The sequence below is a fragment of the Streptomyces sp. NPDC048565 genome, from assembly GCF_040650935.1.
GTDB lineage: Bacteria > Actinomycetota > Actinomycetes > Streptomycetales > Streptomycetaceae > Streptomyces.
The window spans coordinates 22304-38583 of the sequence record NZ_JBEZIH010000033.1 but is presented as its reverse complement, the minus strand read 5'-3'; the positions used below and the strand labels follow the sequence as shown (position 1 = coordinate 38583).

Here is a 16280-nt window from a genome sequence, read left to right as displayed (position 1 = left end):
ATGTCGAGGGCCTGTACAGAGCACCACCCGATACTGACGAGCCCGCCCATAACAAGGCAGACTGTTGACCGCGATACCAACTGCTTCGAGCAGAGCGGATCAGCAGGACCGGCGGGCAGGCAGGACAGGGGGCATCATGGACCGCGACAACGGACCCGGCATGCGCGTTCCGGAGCAGCGCGCCGCACGGGAACGAGCGGCCGGCACCGAACTGCGCTTCACCGTGCTCGGCCCGGTACGCGCGTGGCGCGGCAGCGAGCTCCTGCCGTCCGGGTCCCCGCAGCAACGGGCCCTGCTGGCCGCCCTGCTCCTGCGCGACGGCCGCACGGCCACCGCATCCGAGCTCATCGACGCCCTCTGGGGCGAAGACCCTCCGTCGCAGGCCCTGGCCACCGTACGGACGTACGCGTCACGGCTCCGCAAGATCCTCGGCCAGGACACCCTGGTCAGCGAGTCCGGGGGCTACGCCGTCCGGGTCCCGCGCGAGACCCTCGACCTGACGCACGCCCAGGACCTGGCGGCTGAGGCCGAGACGGCCCGAGGCGGCGGCGACCGCGCCCAGGCCCGCGCCCTGATCAACAAGCTGCTCGGCCTCTGGGACGGCGAGGCGCTCGCCTCCCTTCCCGGCCCGTACGCGGAGAACCGGCGCGCAAGCCTGGAGGAGTGGCGCCTCCAGCTCACCGAGACCCGTCTCGACCTGGATCTGGAGGTCGGCTCCCACGCGGAGACGGTCTCCGAACTGACCGCGCTCACCGCCGCGCACCCCCTGCGCGAGCGGCTGCGCGAGCTGCTGATGGTCGCCCTGTACCGCAGCGGCCGGCAGGCCGAGGCGCTCGCCGTGTACGCAGACACCCGCCGGCTGCTCGCGGAGGAGCTCGGCGTCGACCCGCGCCCTGAGCTTGCCCAGCTCCAGCAGCGGATCCTTCAGGCCGACGAGGAGCTGGCCCGCCCGGCCGACGAACGGCCGCCCGCCCCCGCGCCGGTCCGGCCGGCCCAGCTCCCGGCCACCGTCCCGGACTTCACGGGCCGCGCCGCCTTCGTACGCGAGCTGGGTGAGCGGCTCGGCTCCGCCGAGGGCTCCGTCATGGCCGTCTCCGCGCTGGCCGGCATCGGCGGCGTCGGCAAGACGACCCTCGCCGTGCACGTCGCCCACCAGGCACGCCCGCACTTCCCGGACGGCCAGCTGTACGTCGATCTCCAGGGCGCGGGCGCGCGGGCCGCCGAACCCGAGACCGTACTCGGCGCGTTCCTGCGCGCGCTGGGCACCGCCGACTCCGCCATCCCTGACACCCTGGACGAGCGGGCCGCGCTCTACCGCTCCACACTGGACGGCCGCCGCATCCTGGTCCTGCTCGACAACGCCCACGACGCGGCCCAGGTCCGGCCGCTGCTCCCCGGCACCGAGGGCTGCGCCGCACTGGTCACCAGCCGTGTCCGCATGGTCGACCTGGCCGGCGCGCACCTCGTGGACCTGGACGTGATGTCCCCCGAGGAGGCACTCCAGCTCTTCACCCGCATCGTCGGCGACGAACGCGTCCGCTCGGAGCGCCAGGCCGCCCTGGACGTGGTCGCCGCGTGCGGCTTCCTGCCACTTGCCATCCGCATCGCCGCCTCCCGGCTGGCCGCCCGCCGCACCTGGACGGTCTCGGTGCTGGCCGAGAAGCTCGCCGACGAACGCCGCCGTCTCGACGAACTCCAGGCCGGCGACCTCGCGGTGAAGGCCACCTTCGAGCTCGGCTACGGCCAGCTGGAGCCGGCCCAGGCCCGCGCCTTCCGCCTCCTGGGCCTGGCGGACGGCCCGGACCTCTCGCTCGCGGCGGCGGCAGCCGTCCTGAATCTGGACCTCCACACGGCGGAGGACCTCCTGGAGACCCTGGTCGACACCAGCCTCCTGGAGTCGGCGGCCCCGGGCCGCTACCGCTACCACGACCTGGTGCGCCTCTACGCGCGTGCATGCGCGGAACGTGACGAACAGCCCCCGGTGGAGAGGGAGCTGGCGCTGTCGCGACTGCTGGACTTCTATCTGGCGACGGCGGCGGGGGTGTACGCGCTGGAGCGGCCGGGGGACCGGCTGGTGGACCACCTCGAACCGACGGAGCACGCGGGGCTGTCGTTCGGGGACCGCCATTCGGCGCTGGACTGGCTGTACACCGAGGCGACCAACCTGCTGGCTTGCGTACGTCAGTCGGTGCGGCCCCCCACACTGGCCCGTGCGGTCGACCTTCTCTACGCGGCCCTCGATCTCGGCGAGTCGGGTGCCAACTCGAAACAGTACGAGGCAGTGGCGGTGGCCGTCAGAGAGGCTGCCCGGGCGGGCGGGAACCCCGGGGCGGAGGGTCGTGCCGTCATGTCCCTGGCCAATGTGCACCAGTTGGCCGGCCGGTTCGACCACGCGGACCGTGAAGCCCAGGAGGCCTTGCGGCTCGCCCGCACCGTCGACGACCGGCTGCCCGCCTGCTGGGCATCCAACGCCCGGGGCATCATCGCGCTGTACCAGAACCGTCACGCGGACGGCGAGACATTCCTGAACCAGGCGATCGAGGCGTTCCGGAGCGACGAGAACCGTCCCGGCGAAGCCAGCGCCCTGTGCAACCTGTCGCGCATCCATCTCGCCACCGGGCGGACGGACAGCGCCATCACCCTGGCGACGGCGGGCATAGAGATCTACGACTCCCTCGGCCACGCGCTGCGCGGCGCCAACGGGCGCTACGCTCTGGGCCTGGCGCTCACCCAGAGCGGGAAGCCGGCAGCGGCGGCGGACCAGCTCAACGAGGCCCTTGCCATCTTCCGCGACAGCCGGCAGCGGCTGTGGGAGGGCATGGCGTTGTTCCGGCTCGCCGAAGTCGACCTCGCCTCGGGCCGTCCCGCCCAGGCCGCCCAGTTCGCCGAGCTGGCACTCACGGTCCTCCGCGGCATCGGCGGCGAGTGGCGCCGGGGAAATGTGCTGACCGTCCTGGGCCGGGCTCTTGCCGGAATCGGGCAGACGGGCCGCGCCCAGGTCTGCTGGTCGGAGGCACTCGGCATCTACGAGGAGCTCGCCTCCCCGGAAGCAGAAGCGGTCCGCTCCTTGCTGTCACCTGCGGCAGCCGCCTGAAAGACGGGGCGTTCATCGTTCGTTTATCGCCCCCCGGCATGCTCATGCCTGTCGATCCGTCGCGTCGGGGGGCAGACGGGGGCGACAGCGGCCGTGCCAATAGGGTGAACGGCCCCGAGAGGCCCGTCCGGCAGTCCACGGGGGAACAGCCGGGCGGGTCTCCCAAACCCCATCGTGCAGTTCAGAAAGGGAGTTGACCATCATGGCCGACGCCAGCAAGCAGGACCCCATCCTCAAGCCCGCGGACCAGCACGCCACCGGTGAGCCGGAGACCCCTGTCACGACGCAGGACCAGCACGCGACGGGCGGAGACGTGACGACGCAGGACCAGCACGCCACGAGCGAGCCGGCCAACTAGTCCAAACCCGCACGGGGAGCGGCCGCGGCGGCGCGGAGGGGGAGCCGTCGCGGCCGCTGCACGTCCGCGCACCGGAACAGAGACAGGGCCCGAGCCGACCGGCTCGGGCCCTGCTCGTGCTCCACGGGCACCGCACCGGCCGGAGTCAGTAGCTCACATCCGCCGTGACCCGGCAGCCCTTCACCCGGGAGACCAGGCGGGGGCTGTCCATGGCGACCGTGAGGACCTTCGTCCCGCCGGCATCGACCTCGACATCCGCGTCCCCCGTGTCGACGGTCAGACCCTTGGCGTCGACGAACGTCACGTCCACCTCGTACGTCTGCGCGACCGCCGAGGTCGAACGGATCTCCACCGACGAGGACGTCGTCGCCCTGCGCTTGCCCTTCTTGGGCTGGGCGCAGCGGATGACACGCACGGCCGGCGCGTCGGACGCGCTCGCCGCCGGGGTGGCGGACTCGTACGTCGACCCGCCGGACGTGCTCGACGAGCTGTCGTAGTCGTCATCGTCGTCGTAGTGGTGGTAGCTGCCGTTGCTCTTCTTGGAGTTGGAGCAGCCACCTCCCGAGCTGCTGCTCTTGCCACTGCGGCTCTTACCGCTCCCGCTCTTGCCGCCGTGGCTGGACGTGGAGAATCCGGTGAGTGCGAGCACCACCACGACCAGTACCGCCGCGAACCTCATCTGTCGCCGCACCATCGATGCAGTCCCCCTGCTTTGAGTCGGATTCCTTGGCCGTCGCACGGTCGCGCGGCACTGTCACGCACAGCATTCCGGTCGATCACCCAAGGTCAGGTCATGACCCTGTCACAGTCTCGTCATGGTCTCCGATGGCAGGGAACGGGGGCCGGGCGTAGCGTCGATGCGGGGAAGCGGTGCGCACCTGTGTGCGCCAAGGCCCGGGAGGCTGTTGATGATCCGCAATGTCCTCGGTTCCGTCGTCGCCCTCCTGGGAGCGGCGGCGGCCGTGCAGAGCCCCTTCCACAGCTGGTACGACGACCGCCTCGGGCGGGACTACCGCATCCAGGACCTCTTCGCCGGCATCACCGGGGCCTCGTCGTCCGTCCTGGGCTCGGTCCTGCTGCCGATGCTGTTCGCCGCCCTGGTCACCCTCGTGGGCGTCGTGCTCCGCTCCCGCTGGGTGGTCGCCGTCGCCGGACTGGTCGTCCTCGGTTTCACCGTGCTGTGGATGGTGCGGCAGGGCCAGGAGGCCGGAAGCCTGACGGTCGGCGGGGGCGGAGCCGGGCTGCGGTGGGGCGTGGCACAGGCGCTGGCGGGCGGTGTCCTGCTCCTGCTGGGGGCGCTGCTGATGTCAGGGCGCCGGGGCACACGGCAGAGGCAGCGGCCTGCCGCCGAGCCCTATCCCGTGCCGCCGGACGACCGTCCCGACACCTGGCCGCCGACCCAGGAGCCCGGGCCCGCCTCGCAGACATCCCCGGGGCCGGAGCCCGAGGCCGATCCGTACACCGGGCCCGGCAGGCACCGGGCGCCCCGCGACGCCGAGGGCGCCCCCGGTACCGAGGGCACCGCCGGCACCGCCGGCACCGCCGGCACCGCGGACACAGCAGACACCGCCCAGTACCCCGTCGCGCAGGACCCGAACGCCTACCCGGAAGAGCCGGACGGGGCGCAGGACGGGACACAGGGCCAGGACCGGTACCACCCGCCGCACCCCTGAGCGGCGTCTCAGGCGCGGGCGGCTCTGTTGCCCGTCCCCGTCCCCGTGCCCTTGAGCGCGTCCAGGGCATACACACAGCGGTCCTTGCTGCACGCGTACACCACGCCCGCCTGCGCCACCGGAGAGCCGGTGATCTCGCCGCCCGTGGCCAGCTTCCAGCGGAGCTGGCCGCCTGCCGCGTCCAGGGTGTAGAGGACGTGGTCCGCCGAGCCGAAGTGGACCCGGCCGTCCGCGACCACCGGTGCGCCGACGACCTCGCCGCCCGCCGCGAAGCGCCACTTCGGCGTTCCGGTCACCGCGTCCAGCGTGTACAGCGCACTGCCGCTGCCGACGTGCACATTGCCCGCCGTGACCAGCACGGGCTCGATGGACTGCCTGGCCTCCGTCGCGATCCGCCACCGGTCCTTGCCCGTCGCGGCGTCCAGCGCGTACACGGTGCCCAGGTAGTCGGCGAGGTACACCCCGCCGCCCGTGACCGCCGGTCCCGGCGCGAAGGCGGGCGGGGAGAGGAACGCGGCCGGTGACTCGAAGTGCCAGCGGACCCGGCCCGAGACCATGTCCACGGCCAGCACCCGGGTGCCCGCCGCGATGTACACGAAGCCGTCGGGCGCGGGCGTGACCCGGACCGGGACCCCACCGCAGGAGGCTGCGTCGCCGATGGGGTACGACCAGCGCTCCGCGCCGGTGCGCGCGTCGACGGCCCGCAGCCGGGCGTCCTGCCACAGGTACACCGTGCCGTCGTGGATGACGGGCCCGGCCTCCGGCGTCTCGAAGTCCGTCTGGACGCCGCTGGTCTCCCACAGCTTCTCGCCGCTCGACGCCTCCCACGCCTGTACGCCGCCGCCCCGCGTCCCGGTCAGGACGGTGCCCCGGTCGGCCTTGAGGGCGTACACCCAGGCATCGGTCCGGAGCCGCCACCACTCGTTGCCGGTCGCCGCGTCCAGCGCGTACAGGGACGGGCCGTCCGAGGCGTGGATCCGGCCGCCGTCGACGGCCATCGACCAGGCCACGTCACGGGTCTTGAACTGGCGGCGCCCGTTGCCCACGTCCAGGGCGTGGACCTCGAAGGAGGTGACGTACAGCAGGTCACCCACCACGACGGGCGTGCCCCACACGTCGTTCGACATACGAAAACGCCACGGCCGCCAGCGGTCAGGCGCGGCCGGCTCCGCGTCCGGGGGCTGCGCGGGGGCGGGCACCGGAGCCGTCGGTGCGGCCGTGGCCTGCCCGCCGGGCGGGCGCACCCAGCCGGTGGCCGGGTCGGCGTGCGCGGCGGCGGGGCCCCGTACGTCCACGGGGCGCGGCCCCGGGCCGATGGGCACCTGGGCGCCGGCCAGCCGCACGGGGCCGCCGTCGGGCGCGGGGCCGGGCGGCGGCGCCATGGTGGGCGCCGTCGACGGCAGGCCGTTGCCGCGCCAGGGCCCCTCAGGGTCGTGGCCGGGCGGCGGCTGAGTCGGGGGCGGGGGCACGACCACGGGCGGCGCGACGGCGACCGCGCGCCCACCCCCGCGGCGCTGCTCGATCATCGCGGTCGCGACGGTCGGCAGCCAGGCCGACGCCGTGCCGCTGTCGTCGCCTCCGGAGGCGAACAGGTGCGGGGCCAGCTGGGACTGCAGATCCGCCGGGCTGGGCCGCAGGGACGCGTCCATCTGCATACAGGACTCGATGAGCGGACGCAGGTCGTCGGGCAGCCCTTCGGTGTCGGGGCCGTCCCGCAGCAGCATGAACACGGTCTCGACGGGGTTCGCCCCGTGGAAGGGCGCGTGCCCCGTCGCCGCGAAGACGAGGGTCGAGCCGAGGGAGAACACATCGCTGGCCCCGGTCACGCTGCGCGAGTCGCGGGCCTGCTCGGGAGACATGTACGCGGGCGTGCCCACCGCGACGTTCGTCATGGTCAGCCGGGTGTTGGAGACGCCGGACGCGATACCGAAGTCGATGACCCGCGGCCCGTCCTCGACCACGAGCACATTGGACGGCTTCAGGTCCCGGTGGACGAGACCCGCCCCGTGGATCGACTGCAGGGCCTCGGCGATCCCGGCGGCCAGCCAGCGCACGGCCTGGGTCGGCATCGGCCCGCACTCATTCACTATCTCCTCGAGGGAGGGGGCGGGGACATAGGCGGTGGCCAGCCAGGGGACCGCGGCCCTCGGGTCCGCGTCGACCACGGCGGCGGTGTAGAAACCGCTGACCGCGCGTGCGGCCTCCACCTCACGCGTGAAGCGGACCCGGAACAGCTGGTCCTCGGCCAGTTCCGTACGGACCGTCTTGATCGCCACCCGTCGGCCCGACGCCGACCGCGCCAGATAGACCAGCCCCATGCCGCCGGCCCCGAGCCGTCCCAGCACCTCGAACGGGCCGATCCGCCTCGGGTCATGCTGCGTCAGCTGCTCCACTTGCCTGCCACCTCCCCGTACGGACCTCAGGAACAGAAGCCCGCGAAATCCCGCCCTGTGCAGCGTCTCACCACTGGGCACCACTTGGCGGTGCGCACCCTGATTCTTCCTGGCTCGGGGCCCGGTTGCGAACCCGGGGGCGGAACGGAGTGTTGTGTGGCACTCCATCCCTTTCAGGACACCCGTGGACAGCCGCCGCTGCGGCTACGTGAGCGGCCCGGTCGGCCGGAGCACACCGAAAGCCGCACCCTGGTCGTCCTGGAGGACCGCCACCCGCCCGTACGGGATGTCCAGGGGAGGCGCTGTGATCCGGCCACCGAGGCGTACGGCGGTCTCGGCGGCCCGGTCGCAGTCGGCGACGGCGAAGTAGCTGAGGAAGTAGCTGGGCAGCATCGCGGGGACCGCGTCCGCGATGACCGCGCGCCCGCCGACCGCGGTGTCCCCGCCGGGCTCGGTCCCGGCGGGGGACCAGGTCCGGAACGGCCGCGTGGCCCCGGCGGGGGCCTCGGCGACCGGCGGTGCGGGGTCGTCGGTCCCCCGGAAGCCGAGTACCTCCTCGTAGAAGGCGTCCACGCGCTCCGGCTCCCGGGTGTGGACCTCGGTCCAGCAGAACGCGCCCGGCGCGTATCGCTTCTCGAATCCCGCGCGGTCGCCCGCCTGCCAGAGGCCGAAGACCGCACCTCCGGGGTCGGCCGCCTGGGCGAGTACCCCGGCGCCGCCGGCCCGTACCGGTTCGGTGATCACCTGTCCGCCCGCCTTCCTGACGAGGGCGACGGTGGCGCGGATGTCGTCGGTGGAGAAGTAGACGCCCCAGGCCGTGGGCATGCGGCCGTCCTGCTTGGCGGCGAGCGCGGCGACAAGGGCGCCGTCGCTGTACGCATCCGCGAAGGGCATGCCGTCACCGGCGTGGAAGGTCCAGCCGAAGAGCCCGCCGTAGAAGCGCTTGCCGGCCTCCAGGTCGGAGAGCTGCACATCCACCCAGCAGGGCGCGGACTGCGCGAATACGGCCATGGCCCGGGTCCTTCCGTCGCGGTGACGCACGTCACACTCAACGTAACGTCGAGGGCCTTCCGGCGCGCCCCGAGGGGTTGAATAGAACCTTTGCCCGAATCGTGAAGGTTCTGCGACCTGCGTGGACAAGAGTTGTCCACCGAAGTTATCCACAGGCTGTTGATAACAACATCGCACCGGACGCGCTCCGGTGCCGCGAGAAGGGCAATTCCATAAACGCGCACACCCGGCTCGGAAATGGATCACACCGCATCGGGAATTGCGCGTCAGCCCCGTCCGCACTGGGCCGTTCCCCATTTGCAGTCGGTCAGATCGCGCTCGGTTCACCCCTCGGTAAGCTGACGGCATGACAGGACAAGTACGCACCGTCGACGGCCGCGTGGCTGGTCGGCGAGGCCAGGCGACGCGGCAGAAGCTGCTCGACTGCCTCAGCGAGATGCTCAGCTCCTCGCCGTACCGGGACGTCAAAGTCATCGACGTCGCACGGAAGGCGGGGACTTCACCCGCGACTTTCTACCAGTATTTCCCCGACGTCGAGGGCGCCGTTCTCGAACTCGCCGAGGAAATGGCCAAGGAAGGTGCCGGACTGACCGAACTGGTCGGCGGGCGCTCCTGGGTCGGCAAGGCCGGCCGGCAGGCCTCCGAAGAACTCGTCGAGGGATTCCTCGACTTCTGGCGGCGCCACGACGCGATCCTCCGCGTCGTCGACCTCGGCGCGGCCGAGGGCGACAAGCGGTTCTACAAGATCCGCATGAAGGTCCTCAGCTCCGTCACCAACTCCCTGACGGACGCGGTCAAGGAGCTGCAGTCCAAGGGCAAGGTGGACAAGGACGTCAACCCGGCCGCGATGGCGGGATCCCTCGTCGTCATGCTCGCGGGGGTCGCCTCGCACCAGAAGGGCTTCACCACCTGGGGCGTGAAGCAGGCCGAACTCCGGCCGACCCTCGCCCTGTTGGTCCATCTGGGCATCACCGGCAAGAAGCCGGCCAGGTAGGCGGCGGCCAGGACTCCCCCGCACACGCCGGGCGCCGCGCCTCCGCGGCTCCCCACGTCCTGTCTCACCGACGGCGGACCACCCACTGTGGTCCGCCGTCGGCGTTTCCGCGGCGGCTCGGGACGCGGTGGAATGAGCCCATGAACGATGCACAGAGCGATGCACCCGACGGCACACAGCGTGACGCGCAGAGTGACCCGCGGAAGGAATTCCGCGACCTGCTCCACGCGCAGCGCGTCTGGGACGTGCCCCTGCCCTCCTTCGACCCGTCCGCCGCGCCCGCCGCGCCCCTCCCCCTCTTCCACAGCTGGTTCGCCGAGGCGGTGGCTGCCGGGCAGACCGAGCCGCACACCATGACCCTGGCGACGGCGGACGCGGAGGGCCGGCCCGATGTGCGCACGCTGATGCTGCACGACGCCGACGAACGCGGCTGGCACTTCGCCACGCACACCACCAGCGCGAAGGGCCACCAGCTCGCCGCCCGCCCGGACGCGGCGCTCGGCTTCTACTGGCCCGCCCAGGGCCGCCAGGTGCGCGTACGGGGTACGGCTTCCCCCGCGAGCCGCGAGGAGAGCCGGGCCGATCTGCGGGCCAGGTCCACCGGCGCGCTGGCCGCCGCGCTGACCGGTTCGCAGAGCGAGGTGCTGCCCGCCTACGACACCCTCGTACGGGCCTCCGAGGCGGCCTGGGAGCGCGCAGCGGCCGAGCCGGACGCCGAGGCGGCGACCTGGACGCGCTATGTGGTCGAACCGCGCGAGGTGGAGTTCTTCCAGGGCGACGGCCGGCGCCGGCACGTACGGCTGCGCTACCGCCGCGACGGTGCGGCCTGGACCCGCGAGCTCCTCTGGCCCTGACCTGGGTTCCGGGCCCCTCTTACCCCCGCTTCACACGGTTTCCCCGCGAAAGGAGCACTATGGGAGTCAGGTGAGCTGATGGAGGCACCCATGGCACGAACCCGTTCCCGTTACGCCCCGGACCGCGGCCTTACCACCCGCATGGTGAGCACGATGTTCTTCATCGGCCTGCTGTACGTGGTCCTCGTGGGCGTCCTGCTGGCTGTCCTGCGCGGCTCCTGGCCCATCATCCTGATCATCGCGGGCGGTCTGTTCATCGCCCAGTTCTGGTTCAGCGACCGCATCGCTGCGTACGGCATGGGCGCCCGGGAGGTCACCCCCGAGGAGGCCCCTGAGCTGCACGGCGCGATCGACCGGATCTGCGCCCTCGCCGACATGCCCAAGCCACGGGTGGCCATCGCGCAGAGCGACGTACCGAACGCCTTCGCCACCGGCCGCAGCCAGAAGAGCGCCCTGGTGTGCGCCACCACCGGGCTGATGCGCAGACTGGAGCCCGAGGAGCTGGAAGGGGTGCTCGCCCACGAGATGTCGCACGTCGCGCACCGCGACGTGGCCGTGATGACGATCGCGTCGTTCCTCGGGGTCCTGGCCGGCATCATCACCCGGGTCGCCCTGTGGGGCGGCTTCGCCCGCAACAGCCGGGGCAACGACCCCGCCGGCATCATCATCATGCTGATCCCGCTGATCAGCGCGGTGGTGTACGCGCTGAGCTTCCTGCTGACCCGGCTGCTCTCCCGCTACCGGGAGCTCTCCGCCGACCGTACGGCCGCCCTGCTCACCGGCCGGCCGTCGGCGCTCGCCTCCGCCCTGACCAAGGTGAGCGGACAGATGGCGAGGATCCCGACGGAGGACCTGCGGAAGGCGGAGCCGTACAACGCCTTCTACTTCGTGCCCGCCTTCGCCGCCAAGGAGAGCCTGGGGCGGCTGCTCTCCTCCCACCCGACCCTCGAACAGCGGCTGGACCAGCTGGCCCGCATCTCCGCCGGCCTCTCCCACCCGTAAGGAGCTTCTGTGGGCCTGCTCGACAGCATCCTGGGGCGCAGCAAACCCGTACGCCCCGATCTGGACCAGCTCTTCGCCGTGCCGTCCGCCGCGCTCACCCTCCAGGCCGGCACCGGTTTCACGCCCACCGGGCTGGGGTCGGTGTGCTTCGCGGGGGTGGAGGGCGGCACGTTCGCCCGTATCCAGCAGGACGTCCGGGAGCTGCTCGACGCGGACACGGGGCGGGGCGGGGTCCCGGTGGAGTTCAGCCGGGACAGCTACGGCTACACCTGGCTGCTCGCACGCCAGGACCCCGGCGCCGATGGCACAGCCGCCCTGGTCAACGACCTGCACGCGGTCAACACCCTCCTCCAGGACGGCGGCTTCGGACCGCATCTGCTCTGCTCTCTGATCGGGTTCCGGAACCCGGAGGGGCGTTCGCTGGCGCTGGTCTACCTCTACAAGCGGGGGACCTTCTATCCGTTCGCCCCGGCCCCCGGCAGCGGGGAGAAGCGCGACAACCAGCTGGAGCTCCAGGTGCGGGCCACGCTCGGCGACGACCTCCGGGTGGAGGACGACCTGGGGCGCTGGTTCCCGGTATGGGGCGCACCGGGCCTCTGAAGGGCGCCGTGAGCCGGGGTCGCGATTCCAGGGTCGTGATCCGGGGTCGTGATCCGGGGTCGTGATCCGGGGCCGTGATCATTTCGCAATCGATTCCCGCCCGGACCGGAACCCATCATGTCCATGTCCTATTTACGCTCCGAAGCATGCCCGAATCGACCCCCACCGCCGGCGACGCCCTGCCCTCCTCCATCGACCGCACCGACGGTCGGCCGGTCTATGTGATCGGCGGCGGCCCCGGCGGCCTCGCCGCCGCGGCGGCACTACGCGAACGGGGCGTACGGGCGGTGGTCCTGGAGAAGTCCGGCAGCGTCGGGTCGTCCTGGCGCCGCCACTACGACCGGCTGCACCTCCACACGACCCGGCGCTGGTCCGCGCTGCCCGGGCTGGCGATGCCCCGCCGCTTCGGACGCTGGGTGTCGCGCGACGACATGGTGCGCTACCTGGAGAAGTACGCCGAGCACCACGAGCTCGAGGTGGTGACGGGCGTCGAGGTGTCCAGGATCGAGCGGGCCGTCGACGGCACGGGCTGGCAGCTGAGCGCGACCGGCGGCCGGGTGCTCACCGGGCGGGCGGTCGTGGTCGCCACCGGCTTCAACCACACCCCGAGGATCCCGCAGTGGCCCGGCCACGAGGCCTTCACCGGCGAACTCACGCACGCGTCGGAGTACCGCGGCCCCGCCCCGTACGCCGGCAGGGACGTCCTGGTCGTCGGCATCGGCAACACCGGGGCTGAGATCGCCGTGGACCTGGTCGAGGGCGGCGCGTCCCGGGTGCGGATCGCGGTCCGCACCGTGCCGCACATCGTGCGCCGTTCCACGGCCGGCTGGCCCGCCCAGGCGAGCGCCGTGCTGGTCCGCAGGCTGCCGGTCAGGCTCGTCGACCGGGCAGGCCGCCTGATGTGCCGCATCGCCGTCCCCGACCTCACGGAACAGGGTCTTCCGCGCCCTGACACGGGGCTGTACTCCCGGGTCAGGGAGGGCGCGATCCCCGTCCAGGACGTCGGACTGATCGACGCGGTGAAGACCGGCAGGGTGGTGCCCGTGGCAGCGGTCGAGTCGTTCGACACGGACGCGGTGACCCTGGCCGACGGGACCCGCGTCACCCCGGACACCGTGATCGCGGCCACCGGTTACGACCGCGCCCTGGAGGACCTGGTCGGCCACCTCGGCGTACTGGACCATCGGGGCCGCCCCGTGGTCCACGGCGCCCGCACCCCTGACGGCGCCCCTGGCCTCTATTTCACCGGCTTCACCAACCCGATCAGCGGGATGCTCCGCGAGATGGCCCTGGACGCCCGGAAGATAGCCACCCGCCTGGCCGAGGCGGGCTGAAGCCGGCCCTCAGCGAACGGCGGCCACCGGCTCCACCGCCCTGCGGCGGATCACCAGGGCCATCAGGGCCGCCGTCGCGCACAGGGCGCCCGCGGCGTACCAGACCAGGTCGTACGAGCCCGTCAGGTCCCGGACCACCCCGCCGACGAACGCCACCACGGCCGCCCCCACCTGGTGCGAGGCCAGGACCCAGCCGAAGACGATCGCGCTGTCGTCGCCGTACTGCTCCCTGCACAGGGCGAGGGTCGGCGGGACCGTGGCGACCCAGTCGAGGCCGTAGAAGACGATGAAGAAAATCATCGGCGGACGCACCGTCGGGGCCATCAGCATCGGCAGGAACAGCAGCGAGATCCCGCGCAGGGCGTAGTAGACCGCCAGCAGTCTGCGGGCCTCGAAGCGGTCCGTGAGCCAGCCGCTGAAGACCGTGCCGATGATGTCGAAGACGCCGATGACGGCCAGCAGCGACGCCGCCGCGGTGATCGGCATCCCGTGGTCGTGGGCCGAGGGCACGAAGTGGGTGCGGATCAGGCCGTTGGTGGACGCACCGCAGATCGCGAACGACCCCGCGAGCAACCAGAACGGGCCCGTGCGGGCCGCGTCGAACAGGACGCGCAGCGTGCGGGTCGCGGCGCCCGTCGCGGGTGCCGGCTTCTCCACGTACGCGCCGCCGTACGGGGCCACTCCCACGTCGGCCGGGTGGTCGCGCATCAGGAGCCAGACGAAGGGGACGACGACCAGGGCGGCCAGCGCGACCGTCACGGAGGCCGGTCGCCAGCCGTGCCGGTCGACGATCCAGGCGCACAGCGGAAGGAAGATGAGCTGGCCGGAGGCTCCGGCAGCGGTCAGGATGCCGGTCACCAGGCCGCGCCTGGCCACGAACCAGCGGTTGGTGACGGTCGCAGAGAAGGCCATCGCCATCGAGCCTGTGCCCAGACCGACGAGCAGGCCCCAGTAGAGCATCAACTGCCAGGACGCCGTCATCCAGACGCTCGCCAGCGCCCCGGCCGCGACGGCGGCGAGCGCGACGACCACGACACGGCGGATGCCGAACCGGTCCATCAGCGCGGCGGCGAACGGCGCGGTCAGCCCGTACAGCGCCATGTCGAGGGAGACGGCGAGACCGATCTCGCCGTGCGACCAGCCGAACTCCGCGTTGAGGGGGTCGATGAGCAGTCCGGGCAGCGAGTTGAAGGCGGCGCCGCCGATGATCGTCACGAAGGTGACGGCGGCGACGATCCACGCACGGTGGATCCGCGGACGGGGGCGGCCCCGGAGGGTGGCGGCTGCGTCACCTGTGGGCGCGCTTCCGGTCGCCGTACCGTCGTCGGGCACGCCGTCCGTCGGCGGGGCGCTCTCGGTCGGCACACCGTCGGTTGTCGGGCTGTCGGTTGTCGGGGTCACGCCGCTCAGCTTCCGGCCGGCGGCCACTCCTGGGCGAGTGGCTGGGAGGACACCCTTCGCAGGGATCGGGCCACCGGATCAGGGCCGCGCCGGACCCCGCCCGGACCGGAGGCGGCTGTGGATGACCCAGCCCAGGCCCGCCCCTGCCGCGTACCAGAGGAGGTCCGGGGCGTTGAAGGTCGAGCCGAGCACCAGCCGTGCCACCCCGCTCCGGTGCGACAGCTCGGCCGGCACACCGGTGAGCTGGGCAAGCTCCACCGCCCAGCTGAATGCCAGCGCGGCGCCCGCCGCCGTCAGCGGCCTGACCCGGGGCGCGATGAGGACCACCAGGGTGTGGATCAGCACGGTGTACAGGGCGTCGCCCGCGTACTTCGCCACGTCCCCGTGCACCGCCGAGCGGACGCCGAGCCCTGCCACCACGGTCACGAGCGCCGCCGCGCCAGCCGTCGCACGGACCGGGACGGCGCCGGGAATGGATGCGGGGAGGATCGGCTTTGCCTTCATGGCCAGTACGTCTATCAGGCGGCCACCACCCGGCCGGGGCCCGGCCGTACAAGAGCGGGAGTCCAGATGCGTCACCGCGTCGCCGTGCTCGCCCTGGACGGGGTGATCCCCTTCGAACTCGGCATCCCCCAGCGGGTCTTCGGCCGCGCCCGGATCCTGGAGCCCCCCGCCGCCGACGAGAAGCTGTACGACGTCGTGACCTGCTCCGTGCGCCCGCCAGGCCCGGTCCGTACCGACGCCGACTTCAGCATCTTGGTCGAGCACGGCCCCGAGGCGCTCGCCACCGCCGACACCGTCGTCGTCCCCGCCTCGTACGAGCTGGGCCCTGTCCACGAGGAGGGCCGGCTCACCGACGAACTGGCCGCCGCGCTCGCGTACATCGCGCCGGGCGCCCGGATGGTCTCCATCTGCACGGGCAGTTACGTCCTGGCCGCGGCCGGGCTGCTCGACGGGCGCCCCGCCACCACCCACTGGTCATCGGCCGACCACTTCCAGCGGCTCTTCCCGAAGGTCCGCGTCGATCCGGACGTCCTGTTCGTCGACGACGGCGACGTGCTGACCTCGGCCGGGGTCGCCGCCGGGATCGATCTCTGTCTGCACATCGTGCGCCGCGACCACGGCACGGCCGTCGCCAACGACATCGCCCGCCGCAACGTCGTACCCCCGCACCGCGACGGCGGGCAGGCCCAGTTCATCCGGCGCCCGCTGCCCGAGGCGGGGCTCGCCACGACGACGGCAGCGCGGACCTGGGCGCTCGGACGGCTGGAACAGCCCGTCCTGCTGCGCGACATGGCGCGGCAGGAGTCCATGAGCGTGCGCACCTTCACCCGCCGCTTCCGCGAGGAGGTCGGCATCAGCCCGGGTCAGTGGCTCGCCCAGCAGAGGGTGGAGCGGGCACGGCATCTGCTGGAGTCCACGGAGCTGTCCATCGACCAGGTGGCGCGGGACGCCGGCTTCGGCACGGCCACCTCCCTGCGCCAGCATGTGCGGGCTGCGCTCGGGGTGTCCCCCACGGCCTACCGGCGTGCGTTCCGGTCGACGGCCGCAGGACGCTGAGCGCCC

14 protein-coding genes are annotated in these 16280 nt (G+C 72.4%); 9 read left to right on the top strand and 5 right to left on the bottom strand.

Annotated features, from left to right (window positions below):
* Positions 1–136 precede the first annotated feature (136 nt).
* Together AB0C75_RS31380 and AB0C75_RS31375 are read left to right on the top strand one after the other, a co-directional pair.
* A complete protein-coding gene (locus AB0C75_RS31380; RefSeq protein WP_362895186.1) occupies positions 137–3094 on the top strand; it encodes a BTAD domain-containing putative transcriptional regulator in 2958 nt (985 codons plus the stop codon).
* A 202-nt stretch (positions 3095–3296) separates the two neighbouring features.
* On the top strand, positions 3297–3452 hold the full coding sequence (locus AB0C75_RS31375; RefSeq protein WP_362895184.1) for a hypothetical protein: 156 nt from the start codon (positions 3297–3299) through the stop codon (positions 3450–3452).
* 145 nt (positions 3453–3597) lie between these two features.
* Here AB0C75_RS31375 and AB0C75_RS31370 read toward each other — a convergent pair whose 3' ends face one another.
* The gene (locus AB0C75_RS31370; protein ID WP_362895182.1) at positions 3598–4146 is read right to left on the bottom strand and encodes a hypothetical protein; all 549 of its coding nucleotides are present in this window, start codon (positions 4144–4146) and stop codon (positions 3598–3600) included.
* Positions 4147–4360: 214 nt separating this feature from the next.
* Here AB0C75_RS31370 and AB0C75_RS31365 point away from each other — a divergent pair, with 214 nt between their 5' ends.
* Positions 4361–5125: a hypothetical protein gene (locus tag AB0C75_RS31365; RefSeq protein WP_362895180.1), complete on the top strand. Its 765-nt coding sequence runs from the start codon at positions 4361–4363 to the stop codon at positions 5123–5125.
* 8 nt (positions 5126–5133) lie between these two features.
* Here the strand turns inward: AB0C75_RS31365 and AB0C75_RS31360 are convergent, their stop codons facing one another.
* Both AB0C75_RS31360 and AB0C75_RS31355 read right to left on the bottom strand, forming a co-directional pair.
* On the bottom strand, positions 5134–7518 hold the full coding sequence (locus AB0C75_RS31360) for a PQQ-binding-like beta-propeller repeat protein (protein WP_362895178.1): 2385 nt from the start codon (positions 7516–7518) through the stop codon (positions 5134–5136).
* Positions 7519–7722: 204 nt separating this feature from the next.
* Complete coding sequence (locus AB0C75_RS31355; RefSeq protein WP_362895177.1) at positions 7723–8529, bottom strand: VOC family protein; 807 nt, start codon at positions 8527–8529, stop codon at positions 7723–7725.
* A 346-nt stretch (positions 8530–8875) separates the two neighbouring features.
* On the opposite strand from AB0C75_RS31355, the gene AB0C75_RS31350 reads away from it, so the two are divergent.
* From AB0C75_RS31350 to AB0C75_RS31330, 5 genes are all read left to right on the top strand, one after another.
* Entirely contained in the window at positions 8876–9523 is a 648-nt protein-coding gene (locus AB0C75_RS31350) for a TetR family transcriptional regulator (protein ID WP_362895175.1), read from the top strand.
* 140 nt (positions 9524–9663) lie between these two features.
* Entirely contained in the window at positions 9664–10377 is a 714-nt protein-coding gene (locus AB0C75_RS31345; protein ID WP_362895174.1) for a pyridoxal 5'-phosphate synthase, read from the top strand.
* Between the two features lie 90 nt (positions 10378–10467).
* On the top strand, positions 10468–11379 hold the full coding sequence (gene htpX, locus AB0C75_RS31340; RefSeq protein ID WP_362895172.1) for a zinc metalloprotease HtpX: 912 nt from the start codon (positions 10468–10470) through the stop codon (positions 11377–11379).
* Positions 11380–11388: 9 nt separating this feature from the next.
* Positions 11389–11979 carry a hypothetical protein gene (locus AB0C75_RS31335; RefSeq protein WP_362895170.1) on the top strand — a complete coding sequence of 197 codons (591 nt, stop codon included), beginning with the start codon at positions 11389–11391 and terminating at the stop codon, positions 11977–11979.
* A gap of 146 nt (positions 11980–12125) precedes the next feature.
* Positions 12126–13313 carry an NAD(P)/FAD-dependent oxidoreductase gene (locus tag AB0C75_RS31330; protein WP_362895168.1) on the top strand — a complete coding sequence of 396 codons (1188 nt, stop codon included), beginning with the start codon at positions 12126–12128 and terminating at the stop codon, positions 13311–13313.
* 9 nt (positions 13314–13322) lie between these two features.
* Here the strand turns inward: AB0C75_RS31330 and AB0C75_RS31325 are convergent, their stop codons facing one another.
* On the bottom strand, positions 13323–14714 hold the full coding sequence (locus AB0C75_RS31325; protein WP_362895166.1) for an MFS transporter: 1392 nt from the start codon (positions 14712–14714) through the stop codon (positions 13323–13325).
* 78 nt (positions 14715–14792) lie between these two features.
* On the bottom strand, positions 14793–15218 hold the full coding sequence (locus AB0C75_RS31320; RefSeq protein ID WP_362895164.1) for a DUF2809 domain-containing protein: 426 nt from the start codon (positions 15216–15218) through the stop codon (positions 14793–14795).
* A gap of 66 nt (positions 15219–15284) precedes the next feature.
* Here AB0C75_RS31320 and AB0C75_RS31315 point away from each other — a divergent pair, with 66 nt between their 5' ends.
* On the top strand, positions 15285–16274 hold the full coding sequence (locus AB0C75_RS31315; protein WP_362895162.1) for a helix-turn-helix domain-containing protein: 990 nt from the start codon (positions 15285–15287) through the stop codon (positions 16272–16274).
* Positions 16275–16280: the final 6 nt, after the last annotated feature.